Here is a 14703-nt window from a genome sequence, read left to right as displayed (position 1 = left end):
TGGGCAATATCTTGGAAAATTGCCCAAAAAGATTTTATTAGTTTAAGAATTATTTAAGGGTATATCGCACTCCAAAAAAGCTTCTGATTCCTTGGTTAGGCCCGTAAACATAACTTGGATCAAAGGTTAATGCGTAAGGATTGTCAGCAGAGGCTTGTACATTCCCCTCGGTGTCATATTGCACATTTTTGTCGAAAGGATCGCTGGCACGGGCAATAATAAACGGATTTCCTTTGTTAGGTGTCCAGTTCAGTAGGTTTTTTATCCCTGTATAAATTTCTATATTTTTGAACTTGTTAAAGGTAAATTGAATGTTCTGAATACTCCACGTAGGCGAATAGTCTTTTCTTGGGTCTAAATCTCCTAATAATGGTAAACGCATCGGTCCATAAACATTTCCTGTGTAATCAATATCCAAAAATAAGGGATTCACACGGTAGGAAATCGCCCAAGTTCCTGAGAATTTTTCCGTCAGAATCTGTTGTGTTTTTATGTTGTTTTCTTTTTTAGAAACTTCCATTAAAGTGGCACCTACAATCAATTTTAATCCATTTCCAAATATCATATCCACATTAGTACTAATGCCCGTTGTTACGGCATATCCGTCTAGATTTTTGTAAATGATTTGGTTAGGATTCGTATCATAATCAGGTAAAATAGAATTGGTAAAGTAGGTGTACCAAGCGGTTGTTTCTATACCGATGAATGCACCATTTTTGGTGTGAAATTTTTTTAAGTAATTCAAATTGGCATTATAGGAGCGTTCAGGTTTTAGGGTTTCTAAAACAATCACATCTCTTGAGCCAGTCAACGCTGCGTGTTCTTCGGTGAAGAGGTTCACAATTCGGAAACCCGTTCCGGTGTTAAAACGAATGATATTCTTGTCGTTTACTTTCCATTTGTAAGCAAATCTAGGGGTAAAAATGTTGCCGTGGTTCTTGTTGTAATCGTATCGGGCTCCTAAAAGGATTTTGTGTTTGTCGCTAAAGGTAATTTCGTCTTGAACAAATAGACTAGGAATCCAATTGATGTCTTCAATTATCGTGGCAGGTGTGTTGTCATTGTAATATTGGTAACGAAGGGCTGTTCCAAAAAGCAAATCATGGGTGCCTAGTTTTTTATCCCAAGTCAATTGCCCAAAACCAATGCGTTGTTGTGCTAGGTAAGGTGTGTTTCCGTAAACTGAATTTTGATCGTGGTCAGTATAAGAAAAACTTAATAACATTTTTTCAACGGTTGGCAACTCATAAGCGCCTAATAATTCCCATCGTTTGGTATAGATACTTTCACCATAGACTTCATCACCGCCTCGGTATTTTTTCTCCCATTGCAATTCACCGCCCCAACGGTCTTCGTAAAAATAACGGCCCGCAAGTGAAAAGAGTTTCTTGCTTTTTCGCTCAAAATTCCACTTTTGAAAAACCGACACACGGTCTTGTAGGGTTACATCGGTGAAATTGTCATGGTTGTTGTCAATGGGGTTGCTGTAATTGAAATAATTGACACCCGTTAAAACAGAGGCTGTTTTACCTACATTTGCTTTAAAACCCAAATCTAAATTGAATTCTCCCCAATCTGTTACAAAGGAATCGGCTGAAAATACTGGTGCACTATAGGGTTTTTTAGTAATAATATTAATCAGTCCGCCTACCGCTTCACTACCATATAGCGATGAAGCAGGTCCTTTAACAATTTCGATTCGCTCTAATAATGAATTCGGAATCCCAGACAATCCATAAACAGTAGATAAGCCACTTACAATTGGCATTCCGTCAATCAAGACCAAGGTATAAGGTCCTTCAAGGCCGTTAATATGGATGTCGCCAGTGTTGCAGATGTTGCAGTTGAGTTGTGGGCGAACGCCGTTGACGTTTTGTAAGGCATCAAAGACATTGGCTGTTGGGTTCTTTTTGAAAAAACTAGGTTTATACACTTCTACAGGAACGGCACTTTCTAGTCGGGTTACGGGTTTTAATGTGCCTGTAACAACCACTTCATCAAGTGAATGATTGGCTTTTAAATTAAAATCGACAACCACTATAGTTGTATCGGATAATGAAATACTAGCTCTTTCCGATTGTAAGCCCGTATAGGAAACATGCAAATCATAATTTCCTAGAGGTAAATTTTTAAACTCGAATTTTCCATTTTCATCAGTTATTGTCGCTTTATTCATTTTTTTAAGAACAACATTTGCCATTGGTAATGGATTCCCATCAGTACTAATGGTTCCTTTTAAGATAGTTTGTCCCATAGATAAACTACCAATGAATAGAGAAAGGACTAGAATTAGATTTTTCACAATTATATTTTAGTTTTTGTTTAATTTAAAATTTAGGCAAATCTAAAAAATATTTTTGATTGAATAATTTATTAAGCCATTATTTTTAATCTTAATTAAAAAAAATAGTTTCAAACGGTTGATTTAGCGATTTTTGGAATTGGAAAAGGGTCATTGAGGGTGAAAAAACCATCTCTTAAATCCATAATTTCTGCTTTGGTACATATGCAATCTTGGAGTTGTTGACGAATCTTTTTTTCATCTAATGAAATACCAATAAATACCAATTCGTTTAGTCTATCCCCAAATTCAGTAGTCCAACGTTCTTCGATGATGTCTTGATTTTGGACAAAACTATCAAAATTCATTCGCTCTCCTAGTGGCATGCTTGCCCACCATACACCTGCATTTTCGGCTTTCATAGAACCACCCGCCTGACTCCAATTAATGGCTTGGTCTGGACGCGAGGCTATCCAGAATAATCCTTTGCTTCGGAGAATGCTCAAAGGGAAATCTTGCGTTAGAAAATCCCAAAATCGGTACGGATGAAACGGTTTTTCACTTCTGAAAACAAAAGAACCAATGCCGTATTCCTCCGTTTCGGGTGTGTGTATCCCTTCGAGTTCGCGTATCCAGCCTGCTGAAGTTTCGGCTTCTTCGTAATTGAATAGACCTGTATTTATAATTTCATTTGGATTGATTTTACCCAATTCAGAACATATTATTTTGGCTACTGGATTTAGTTTTTTTATGGATTCTTGCAGGATATTCAGTTCTTTTGGAGCAACCAAATCCGTTTTGTTAAGTAGAATTACATTTGCAAACTCAATTTGGTCAACTAATAGGTTTACAATGGTTCGATTGTCGTTTTCGATGTTGGTTGCCTGAATGTCTTCGAGTGTTTTAGCAGAGCCAAAGTCTTTAAAAAAGTTAAAGGCATCGACCACAGTCACCATGGTGTCAATGTAGCTAAAACGCGATAAATCGATGTTCTCATCTTCGTTGACAAAAGTAAATGTTTGTGCCACCGGAATGGGTTCGCTAATACCAGTGCTTTCTATTAATAAATAATCAAAACGGTTTTCTTTGGCTAGTTTTTCTACTTCCAACATCAAATCTTCTCGCAAGGTGCAACAAATACAGCCGTTGCTCATTTCAACCAATTTCTCCTCGGTTCGTGAGAGCGTCATTTCGTTTTTTACCAATTGGGCATCTATATTAACTTCGCTCATGTCATTGACAATTACGGCGACTTTTAATCCTTCTTTGTTATGAAGGATGTGATTAAGCAAAGTGGTTTTTCCTGCGCCAAGGAAACCTGACAGTACGGTTACGGGTAGTTTTTTCATTTAATTTTGTTTTATTGAGTGCAAAAAAGGCATACAAAATTGCATGCCTTTTCTAGTTTTAAGATTAGAATTCATTAATGCGCAGCACTATTCTCATGACCAAAAATGGTAATTCGGTAAGGCGTAGCTGAGGTTTTTATTTTTGTAGATACCAAAGTTGAAAGATTTACTTGAAGCAATTCGCCAGAAGTTGGCAAAGTGATATACGCAAAGCGTTGGGTCAATTCTAACTGCGGTTTTTGAGTGGATGTAGTCAGAGTTTCGTCAATGATTTTTGCGCTTTTTTCGAGTTGGTTACTGCTTAAATCATATAATTTAAACTCACCTGAATGCAATAAAATCCCTAATTTTTTATGATTATAACTTACTTTGCATTGCATAATGTTGGTGTTTTCAAAAATAGGCGTTACTGTATTTGCTACCACATCTATCAAAAAAGCTCCTTTTGCCGCAGTGTATCCCACAAATTTTCCTTTGTTGGCGGTTTCTAAAATATTACCAAACCAAGATGTTCCAAAAGCGGTAGGGTGCGCAATTAATTTTTGATTCCCATTGCTTTCTACCACCAAAATACCACTGGCAGACCCAAATACAGCATAAGTACCATCAGAAGCATTGCCATGTATTCCTTGAGTGGCCTGTTTTGCAGCATGAATTGTTTTACCAGTTCGGTCTATAATTTTTACTTTTTCGGGTAAGGTTCCAGTGATAGTATTGTCTTTCTCTGTAATAGCATAAGTTCCGTTTGAGAAACTAGCCATCGCACCGTGGTGTTTTAAAAGACCTGCGTTAATGGTTGTAAACGTAGCATTGGCAGTATGTACATCCGATTCTTTGGCTACGGATAATGTACCATCTCCATCATTAAAAGTCAAAATTTCGCCAAATTTGCTTTTGAAATGGGTAGGCATAAGCGAACTTCCTGTTAGAGCACCAAATTTTGGGGTTCCTTTGGTGTCCACATGGTCTCCGTGAAATTCAAATCCGCTGTCAAAGGTTTCTACCGTGTTGTCAGTTCTATGGATGATTCCTGCAAATCGTCCAGATTCGGTAGTGTACAAGGCTGATTTTGGGAATTTCGCATTAAAAAAACTAACCGTAGCACTAGAAGGATTGATAAGCGAAAGTTCTTTGGTTAATTCGTCAGAAACCAATACTCTCAAGTATTTGAATTCTTGCGAGTCCTCTTGTGAGTGATCATCATGGTCATCGTCATTGGTACATGAAAAGGCGATGGAAGCAAAAGCGAATAAAAATAATAATTTGTTGAGTTTGTTTTTCATTGTTATTTGGATTTAAAATTATTTACAAAACAGTAAGGGTAAAAGAAACTTGAGCATCTGTAGAGCCGCCAGCATTGGTGATGTCTCCTGAGGCTACATTGTTTGCGGCTTTATTTGGGCCATGTTTTAAGGTAATAGTAAGTGTGCCTGTGGCTGCCCCAGTGGTGGTAAATACAGATTGTAGGCCAATAGGTTTGCCATTGCTGTCAAAATTGCTAGTTGCCATACCATAACTAAAGGCGTTCAATGTTCCTGTTGTTTGATAAAATACTTGGTGCTCTGTTCCTTCAGCAATAATTTCGGGTGTGATGTCTTCTGCGGGGTTTGCTAGTTCATTTTTGAATGTTATCACCCCATTGTAGGTTTTGTTTTTTTCAAAATTGCCCGATACCGTAATCACTGGCGCATTAGCACCTTCACCGTCCAAATCTTTGTACTGTAGCGTAATGGCTGTGCCGCCTCCTACGGGTGTGTAAACCGCTGTGACCGTAGTTATTAATTCCTCTTCGTTTACTGGCGGAGCAGGATTGTCATCGTTACTACATGAAGAAAAAGTTAATGCAGCGACCATTGCAAGAGCGAAAGATTTAATTGGTTTGGAGTTCTGAATTGTTTTCATTTTGTTCTAATTTAAATGGATTGTTATTAAAGTTTAATAATTGAATTTGAGTTGGATATGAATGTTTCTTCCTGTTTCATCAGCAAAAAAACGTTGTCGGTTCAAGTAATCTCGATAGGAAACATTGAAAATGTTTTGAACACCGAGTGCAACTTTAGTTCGTGCTTTTTCGAAAATATGGAGCTGCATTTCGCCATAAAAATGAAACAATTGATAGGCGGGTGGAGGCGTGCTTATATCAACTAAAACCGATTCTAGTTCATTATTTTTGATGATATTGGTGTAAAAATTATTATCTGGATATTGATTTTGTTTGAGTACGGTTTCGCTTTTGAGTTCCAAAACAAGCTGGTGGCATTCTTTCTTTGAAAAACTAATTTTGTTGCTCAAATTCAGAGGGGGCATATCTATTAAAGCGTTGTTGGTAGCTAGCTCTTTTCCGTGCACATAAGCTGCCGAAAAGGAATGTTGCCATTGATTGCTAATAGCCCATTGGGTATGTAAATCGATTCCGAACAGTTGCGCATTGGTTTGCTGGTATTCCCAAACCGGAAAAGCTCCTCGGATGGTGGTTTCAAAACCAATGGGTTTTAAATAAATATAATCTTGAATGCGGTTGACGTATGGGTTGAGTTCCAAAGAAAAAGTTTTGGATTTCTTTTGGATGGTCAAAGACATTTTTGTTGCTTTTTCTTTTTTCAAATTCAAATCGCCTAGTTCAATAACACCCGTTGCATGATGCAATCCATCACTAAAAAACTCTGAAGAATTAGGGTTTCTAGAAGCATAACTCAGATTGCTGTACAATTGCCATTGATTGCTAAGTTGTTTACGAATACCTACTGTAGCAGCTAGGTTATGAAAAACAAACTGCGGTTGGGTAAGCCATTGCGTACCATAATCGCTAATAATAAATTTTGAAAATGAGTCGTTGTACTGTCTTTCATCCCATCTTGATTTTTGATAATACTTGGTAATATCCATTTTCGAAAAATCATAACGCAATCCTGCATCTACCGAAAAATGTTCTGAAAAATTATAATGAGCCAGTCCATAAGCACCCGCATCTATTTTGTCATAATTAGGAATTAAAGGTCTTACGCCTGTGGCTGGATTGGCATAATTATTTTGAGCAACAGCATTCATACCCGATTTGATGGTCCAATCGTGATTGATTTTTTGGTAATCCAAATTCCAAGAATGTGTTTTTAAATCTAAATCTAAGGCAGCTGTTTTTTTAAAATCGCCTCTGCGAACATCATATTCTAATCTTTGGTTGAATTGAAAAGCATATTGAAACGAGAGTGTTTCGGCCTCGTTCCAATGATAATTAAAGTTGAATTTACCAATATGATGTGTAACTTCTTGTTTTGGGTTTTGAATGGAATACCTAAAATCATTGATAATTGATGGAATTTTATTAGTTATAGACTGGTACAAATCATTCACATTCCCGGTATGCGAAGCACTCAAAATCCCTATTGAAGCCTTGTATAAGCTATAAAATACGGCGGTGTTGAATTTTTGTGCACTGTATTTTAAATCTCCTGAGAAATTTACTTCTCTGTTTCCTGTATTAGAGAGTACATAATCGGGCGCTTCTTTGTCTCCCATATATTTGAAACTAGTTAAAGCATCCCAGCTCCATCCTTGACTATTCCCTTTGTGAATATCGGTACTAATTGCACCTCCTTTGCCATTAGAATTATAAGTGGCAATTGTTTTTCCAAACAAACTATCTCGGCCAACACTTAAAGATTCCAAAAGCACAATCCCCCCAATAGCATCTCCGCCATATTGCAAGGCCGAGGCTCCTTTAATAACTGTGATTTTATTGGCCGCATTAATGTCAAAATTGGGTGCATGCTCTGTACCCCATTGTTGGTCTTCAAGTTTTACGTTGTTGTTTAGTATCGCTACTCTGCTGCCATACAAGCCGTTAATGATGGGTTTCACTACGGTGTTTCCAGTTTTTAAGGTTGCAATTCCGGCTATTTCCTTCAAGGCATCGCCCAAGGATTGGTTGCTGTATTTTTCGATTATATTAGATTTAAGTATTTGTTCAACCACAGCTACGTCAGCATGAATCCCTTTTTGTTGGATGACAATTTCTTGAAGCTGTGTGGTGTTACGTTTTAATTCAAAATCAATTTTTAAATCATTTTTTAGTTCAATAATGGTGTCAATTGTTTGATAACCCAAGTAGGAGATATAAATGGCCATCTTGCCATTAGGTAAATCAGTTGCGCTATAATTGCCTAAGGCATCAGCGTTGATGATTTTTTTGCCAATATGAATATGAATGTCAGAGAAGTGAATGGACTCCTTGCAATGTATTTTTCCGCTCAGCTTGTTTTGTGAATAAATCGTATTACAAAACAACAAGAGCCAGAAAAAAACGATAGTTTTTTTTGACATGATTTTCAATTAAAAAAATAGAGGATTGTCGTCTTTTTAGTAAAGACAATTGATTTTGATTCTAGTAAACATGAACATGTATTTGTGGTCTAACAAAACATGATTATGCTATAACTGCACCTTGTTTTAGTCATTTTTTTGCAAATGAGAGAACGGTGTGTATAGTAGTGTTTGTTAAATTTTCTAAATACAATTTAAAGAATTACAATACTGGCGGTGCCCGAAGAGAAAATAGGCTACCGCAGTAAAAGACAACGGCGGTGGGGATGTAAAGTAATAATGTAGCAACAACAGCGCAATCGTAAGAGAAGCTATAGCTAAAAAGAGTTGCTAAAGATTGAACGGTGAAGGTATAATCGCATACAAAACAATCTTCAGACAGCGTATCGTCAGCTATTCTTTGATTGCCAGAGTTTGAATTGGATACTAGTTCTAGTTGCTTTTTGTTTTGTTCAGAATGATGCTCATAAATATGTACTAGCTGAAATACTATCGGGAACAATAGTATCAGAGTGAGTAGCACATGTAAGATGACGCCTTTCTTTTTCATTCCTTTTCTTCTATCTTTGCTTAATGCAATTATGTTGCAAATGTATGAATTCTATTTACAAATGCAACAATGTTGCGTTAAAATTTGTTTACTAATGAAAAAAACGCGTAATACACTCGCTAAGACCGCTATTTTAGAATTGATTAGTCAGTCAGCTGTAGCCTTGTCCCATGCCGAAATTCATAAAGCCAATCAAGAATTGTGCGATAGAGTTACTGTTTATAGAATTTTGGATCGCTTGGTGGCCGAAGATAACATTCATAAAATAGCTACTCCTGAAGGAACTGTGAAATACGCAGCCTGTCATCATCATCATGATGAAGAGCATCATATTCACAATCATGTGCATTTTAGTTGTGAAAAATGCCATTCGGTAGTTTGTTTGGATTCGGTTCAACCTACTTATACCGTTCCTCAAAATTATTTAGTGAAGGAAGTAAACTTTACATTATCTGGATTGTGTCCAGTGTGCATATAATTTAGTCTTGGCTAAAAAAATAATTTGATTAATGTAATTTTCAATATATTTGCCTCAAACTGTTAAAAATGAGCAAGTCTTTAGAAGAAGTAAACGAATCCGTATCGGTACACAATCAAAAATCGGTTTTTAGAAAAATATTAGCCTTTTTTGGTCCCGCCTACTTAATTAGCGTGGGGTATATGGATCCTGGGAATTGGGCGACAGATATTGCAGGTGGAAGCCAGTTTGGTTATTCATTACTTTGGGTGTTGTTAATGAGCAACATCATGGCGTTGTTATTGCAAAGTTTGAGTGCGCGACTGGGTATTGTAACCCAACGCGATTTAGCACAAGCCTCACGAGAAACGTATTCGCCTTTTATCAATTATATTTTGTATTTTTTAGCTGAGATAGCTATTGCTGCTTGTGATTTGGCTGAGGTATTGGGGATGGCTATTGGGATTAATTTACTATTTGATATTCCATTAATTGAAGGGGTGATCATAACGGTTTTGGACACTTTCTTGCTGTTATTTTTAATTAATAAAGGCATTCGAAAAATGGAAGCCTTTATAATTGCATTGGTATCTGTGATTGGAATTTCGTTTATTTTTGAAATGATTTTTGCACAGCCTGAAATGGATAAAGTGATGTTGGGATTGATTCCGTCTATGCCTACTGAAACGGCTTTGTATATTGCCATTGGTATCATTGGAGCTACGGTCATGCCTCACAATTTATACTTGCATTCTTCCTTAGTTCAAACTCGAAAATTTGACCGTTCAAAAAGCGGTATCAAACAAGCTTTAAAATACAACTTTATTGATTCGGCAATTGCGTTGAATCTGGCCTTTTTTGTCAATGCTGCTATTTTGATATTAGCTGCTGCAACTTTTTACAGAAATGGGATGTTTGAAGTGGCAGAAATCCAAGATGCACACCAGTTCTTGGAACCACTTTTGGGGACCAAATGGGCGCCAATTTTATTTGCAGTGGCCTTAATTGCTGCGGGACAAAGTTCGACTATTACAGGGACATTGGCAGGTCAAATCGTTATGGAGGGGTATTTGAATCTTAGAATCCAGCCTTGGGTACGTCGAATCATCACACGACTAATAGCCATTGTACCTGCGGTGATTGTAATTACCCTATTTGGTGAAGAAGTTACGGGGAAATTGCTGATATTAAGTCAGGTGATTTTGAGTTTGCAATTAGGTTTTGCGATAATTCCGTTGATTCACTTTGTGAGTGATAAGACTAAGATGAAAGGGCATCATATTGGCAAAATAACCCAAACAGCTTCTTGGATTGTAGCCTCTATTATTGTGGTGTTGAATGCCAAATTGGTTTATGATGAAATCAAAGGCTGGTTAGAAATTTCAGAAAATCCAACTGTATTGTGGGTTACAGTGGTTCCGTTGGCTATTGGGTTCTTGATTTTGTTACTTTATATTGTGTTCAAACCCTTTTTTACCAAAGCAAAATTAGGCATTCAAAACCATTCGCCTCATCATTTGAAATTACAATTTTCAGAGGCAGCTGTATATTCAAAAAAAACCATTACAGTGACAGTAGATTTTTCGTCTGCAGATGAAGTAGCCTTAAACAGTGCTTTTGAGTTGGGAGGAAAAGAGGCTCATTATACTTTGATTCATGTTGTAGAAACTGTTGGGGCACTAGTATATGGAGATGATGCTGATGATCATGAAACATCTATTGATGAAAAATTGTTACGTCAATACGAAGAAATGTTACTTCAAAAAGGGTTTAAGGTGAGTTCTCAATTGGGTTTTGGGACACCAGATAAAGTCATCCCCATGCTTATTAATAAAAGTAATTTTGATGTGTTAGTAATGGGTACGCATGGACATACAGGTTTCAAAGATTTGATTTTTGGTACAACAGTAGATAAATTACGCCATAAAATTTCAATACCTTTGTTGATTGTAAAAAAATAGGCTCTGAGATCCTGAGTCACTAAGGTATTAAGAATATTTTGACTTTTCTTGCTTAGTAACTCAGAATCTTAGCACCTTAGCACCTCCTGTAAAAATGACGCATTCAGAAGAAAATTATCTCAAAGCTATTTACCACTTGACAGCGAGTACCAACTCGCACGTGAGTACCAATGCCATTGCCGAAACAATGGAAACGAAAGCCTCTTCCGTTACGGATATGCTAAAAAAACTCGCCGATAAGGATTTGGTTAACTATAAAAAATACCAAGGCGTCTTGTTGACAGATAAAGGAGGAATGGCTGCAAAAATGATTGTACGCAAACACCGACTTTGGGAAGTTTTTTTGGTGGAAAAGTTAGATTTTTCTTGGGATGAAGTACACGATATTGCCGAACAATTAGAGCATATTAAATCAGAAAAATTGATTAACAAGTTGGATAATTTTCTAGGTAATCCTACTGAAGACCCTCATGGAGACCCCATTCCAGATGCGCAAGGCATGATACAAAAAATTGAAAAGCAATTGCTATCTGAACTCATAAAAGGGCAAAGCGGAATTTGTGTGGGGGTAAAAGATACTTCTTCTGAATTTTTAAAATATTTGGACAAACAAGCAATTTCTCTTGGCTCAACTATTGAATTTATTGAAAAAGAAGAGTTTGATTTGTCATTGAAAATCAAAGTAGATGGTAAGGTTTTAAATATATCTAATAAAATTGCTAGTAATATATTTGTTAAAACAAATTAGGAAATCTGTGATTTTTTTTGTAAATTATTGGGATAACATCTAAATTATTGAAATTATGAAAAATAAAATTTTACTATTAGTCTTGATTACTTCTTTTTTGGGTTACGCACAGAATTTAGTTCCTGTTGCTGTTTCACAAAATATGAGTAAAGGTATGCAACCTGGAATTGAAATTTATATTCCTAACATATCCGATGATCATCTAGAAGATGCGATTAAGGATATTACTAAGCCTTACAAAGGAAAATGTAAAAAAGTGAAACGTACTGATGAAACTTTTATTGATGATGCCTTAATTAGTGAAATTAGTGCCAACACCATCGATATTCATCAATTCATGCGAAAAGAAGGTGATGGGTATAAGTACACTGCTTTTTTTAATTTGGGTGGGATTTTCTTAGATAGCGCTTATAGTACGGAAAAATTTACGTATGCCATGTCTATCGTTAAACGGATTGCCTTAAGAGCTTCTGAATTAAAAATGAATGAAATCTTAAAAGATGAAAACAAAATTTTAGAAAACTTAGAAGATGATAAAAAAGATTTACTAAAAGAAAACGAAAGAGAGGCCAAAGATATTCAAAAAGCTAAGGATTTAGTAGCCAAAAAAGAGTCGGCGATTCAAGAGAATCTAAAAATGTTAGAAACAAAAACTAGCGAAATTGAAACCCAACGTCAAAAAGTGATTGAATTACAAAATCAAAAAGCACAATTCATTCAATAAAAAATCAATCTTAATAGCAAATGCCGTAAATACTGAAACGTAATTACGGCATTTTTTTATTTTGGTATTGGGTTAAAGAAAATTAATGACAACCACAGTCATCATTATTGTTGCAGTTTTTTTTTGATTTTTTCTTTTTCCAAAAAAACTTCCGTATCAAAAATGCAACGGCAAAACCAAGGGCTGTAAAAGCTAAAATTTCTTGCATGGTTCTATTTTAAAAGTTGAAAAGCAATCAAAGCGATTATATAGGCAAAACCACTCATAAATAGCAATTGGCTTAACGGCCATTTCCATGAATTGGTTTCTTTTCGGGTGATGGCTAAAGTACTGGCGCATTGCATAGCAAAGGCATAGAATAACAACAAAGAAATACCAGACGCAAAATTAAAAATTTTGTTTCCAGTTGTGGGGTGAATTTCGGCTGCCATTTTGTTTTTGATGGTTTCTTCGTTATCTGAACCACCTACACTGTAAATGGTAGCCAATGTCCCTACAAATACTTCTCTTGCAGCAAACGAACTAATGATGGCGATGCCAATTTTCCAATCATAACCCAAAGGTGAAATGACAGGTTCAATGCTTTTTCCCATAATACCAATATAGGAATTCTCTAGTTTGTAAGCATCAATTTTATTGTTTAGCGTTGTTTCATCTAGCTGTTGGTTCTCCGTTCTAGAGCGCAAAATAGTATCTGCTTCATTAAAGTTTTTGCCTGGCCCGTAAGAGGCCAAAAACCAAAGAACAATAGAAATAGCCAAGATAATTTTACCTGCTCCAAAAACAAATGCTTTGGTTTTTTCGACCACATTAATGACTACATTTTTGAGTAGGGGTAATTTGTAATTGGGCATTTCTACTACAAAAAAAGTTTTGCCCTTAATTTTCATAGTCTTATTTAGGATATAAGCGGATAAGATAGCCATTCCAAATCCTAATAGATATAGTAACATCAAGGTTAGTCCTTGTAGATTAAGAAAACCTAAAACATAGTTGTTTGGAATTACCAAAGAAATTATAATGGCATATACAGGTAATCTAGCTGAACAAGTGGTAAATGGGGTTACTAAGATGGTAATTAATCGTTCTTTCCAGTTTTCGATATTTCGAGTGGCCATAATAGCTGGAATGGCACAGGCTGTTCCGGAAATTAAAGGCACCACACTTTTGCCTGACAAACCAAATTTTCGCATGATTTTATCCATTAAGAACACCACGCGACTCATGTAACCACTTTCTTCTAAAATGGAAATGAATAAAAACAAAAAAGCAATTTGGGGAATAAAGATGAGTATGCCACCAATTCCCGGAATAATTCCTTCGGCTAATAAACTAGTAAAAACGCCTTCAGGTAAATGATTAGATGCCCAAGTACTTAACGTGGCAAAAGAGGCATCAATCAAGTCCATAGGGAGCTGTGACCATTCAAAAATAGATTGAAAAATGATAAACAATATGGCAAAGAAAATAGCGTAACCCCAAACTTTATGCGTTAATACTCGGTCGAGTTTACTGCGAAAATCTCGCGCCTTGGCAGTGTTTACTTGTAATCCTTCTTTGAGGACTTCGTTGATAAACTGGTATCTCTTGATGGTTTCCTTTTGTTGCAAACGTTTTAAGTCAGAATGGGATTTGGTAAACGAACTTTGGATTTCTTTTCGTTCCAAATTCAAGAAATTAACATCTTGGGTAATGACCAACCAAAGTTTGTATAACAATTGATTGGGAAACGCTTTGCGCAAACTGTCAAAGTATTCGGTGTCGATAACCGAAGCATTCAAGCAGGGTTCGCTGGATATGGTTTTATAAGTCGTAATGAGTTTTTTTAATTCGGCTATCCCAAAACCTTTTCGGGAACTCACTAAGGCAATTTTGGTTTTTAGTTGCTCTTCTAGAAAGGGGATGTTGAGTGTAATTCCTTTTTGTTCCATTCTATCGGCCATATTGATGACTAGGATAGTAGGGATTTCAAGGTCTTTGATTTGGGTAAATAAGAGTAGGTTGCGTTTTAAATTCTCGACATCAGTTACCACTAGAGCTACATCAGGGTATAGTTTGTCGTTTTTATTCAGTAATAATTCGATAACCACATTCTCGTCAATCGAACTTGCATTGAGGCTATAGGTACCAGGTAAATCGAGAATGTTGGCTTTGATGTTATTGGGTAATTTGCAAAAACCAATCTTTTTTTCAACCGTAATTCCAGGATAATTACCTACTTGCTGATTTAAACCTGTCAATTGATTGAAAACCGAAGTCTTCCCTACATTGGGATTCCCTATTAAGGCAACATTGATATTCTCGTTACTCATT

General features: G+C 36.3%; 11 protein-coding genes. 4 read left to right on the top strand and 7 right to left on the bottom strand.

The genetic code is table 11. From position 1 onward, the window contains the following. Positions 1 to 49: 49 nt before the first annotated feature. The 6 genes from K5R64_RS03600 to K5R64_RS03575 all read right to left on the bottom strand — a co-directional run bounded on the left by K5R64_RS03600 (position 50) and on the right by K5R64_RS03575 (position 8500). The gene (locus tag K5R64_RS03600) at positions 50 to 2302 is read right to left on the bottom strand and encodes a TonB-dependent receptor domain-containing protein (RefSeq protein ID WP_374758127.1); all 2253 of its coding nucleotides are present in this window, start codon (positions 2300 to 2302) and stop codon (positions 50 to 52) included. Positions 2303 to 2412: 110 nt separating this feature from the next. Beyond that, positions 2413 to 3630 (bottom strand): GTP-binding protein, encoded by a 1218-nt coding sequence (locus tag K5R64_RS03595; RefSeq protein WP_220760978.1) that lies wholly within the window; start codon positions 3628 to 3630, stop codon positions 2413 to 2415. A gap of 74 nt (positions 3631 to 3704) precedes the next feature. Further along, positions 3705 to 4913: a hypothetical protein gene (locus K5R64_RS03590; protein ID WP_220760976.1), complete on the bottom strand. Its 1209-nt coding sequence runs from the start codon at positions 4911 to 4913 to the stop codon at positions 3705 to 3707. A 22-nt stretch (positions 4914 to 4935) separates the two neighbouring features. Next, positions 4936 to 5532 carry a type 1 periplasmic binding fold superfamily protein gene (locus tag K5R64_RS03585; RefSeq protein WP_255580291.1) on the bottom strand — a complete coding sequence of 199 codons (597 nt, stop codon included), beginning with the start codon at positions 5530 to 5532 and terminating at the stop codon, positions 4936 to 4938. A 33-nt stretch (positions 5533 to 5565) separates the two neighbouring features. Next, a complete protein-coding gene (locus tag K5R64_RS03580) occupies positions 5566 to 7950 on the bottom strand; it encodes a TonB-dependent receptor domain-containing protein (protein WP_220760974.1) in 2385 nt (794 codons plus the stop codon). A 202-nt stretch (positions 7951 to 8152) separates the two neighbouring features. Next, complete coding sequence (locus K5R64_RS03575; protein WP_220760972.1) at positions 8153 to 8500, bottom strand: hypothetical protein; 348 nt, start codon at positions 8498 to 8500, stop codon at positions 8153 to 8155. A gap of 94 nt (positions 8501 to 8594) precedes the next feature. Here K5R64_RS03575 and K5R64_RS03570 point away from each other — a divergent pair, with 94 nt between their 5' ends. The 4 genes from K5R64_RS03570 (at position 8595) to K5R64_RS03555 (ending at position 12390) form a co-directional block, all read left to right on the top strand. Then, entirely contained in the window at positions 8595 to 8978 is a 384-nt protein-coding gene (locus tag K5R64_RS03570; protein ID WP_220760969.1) for a Fur family transcriptional regulator, read from the top strand. Positions 8979 to 9046: 68 nt separating this feature from the next. Beyond that, on the top strand, positions 9047 to 10918 hold the full coding sequence (locus K5R64_RS03565; protein ID WP_220760967.1) for an Nramp family divalent metal transporter: 1872 nt from the start codon (positions 9047 to 9049) through the stop codon (positions 10916 to 10918). A gap of 94 nt (positions 10919 to 11012) precedes the next feature. Next, entirely contained in the window at positions 11013 to 11666 is a 654-nt protein-coding gene (locus K5R64_RS03560; protein WP_220760965.1) for a metal-dependent transcriptional regulator, read from the top strand. Between the two features lie 55 nt (positions 11667 to 11721). After that, positions 11722 to 12390, top strand: a complete 669-nt coding sequence (locus K5R64_RS03555; RefSeq protein WP_220760963.1) for a hypothetical protein — start codon at positions 11722 to 11724, stop codon at positions 12388 to 12390. A gap of 212 nt (positions 12391 to 12602) precedes the next feature. On the opposite strand, the gene feoB is transcribed toward K5R64_RS03555, so the two are convergent. After that, positions 12603 to 14702: a ferrous iron transport protein B gene (gene feoB, locus K5R64_RS03550; RefSeq protein WP_220760961.1), complete on the bottom strand. Its 2100-nt coding sequence runs from the start codon at positions 14700 to 14702 to the stop codon at positions 12603 to 12605. Between the last annotated feature and the right edge of the window lies 1 nt (position 14703).

The organism is Flavobacterium sp. UMI-01 (genome assembly GCF_019656315.1).
Lineage (GTDB): Bacteria > Bacteroidota > Bacteroidia > Flavobacteriales > Flavobacteriaceae > Flavobacterium.
The sequence above is the reverse complement of the archived record's forward strand: the minus strand, read 5'-3'. Positions and strand labels throughout refer to the sequence as shown.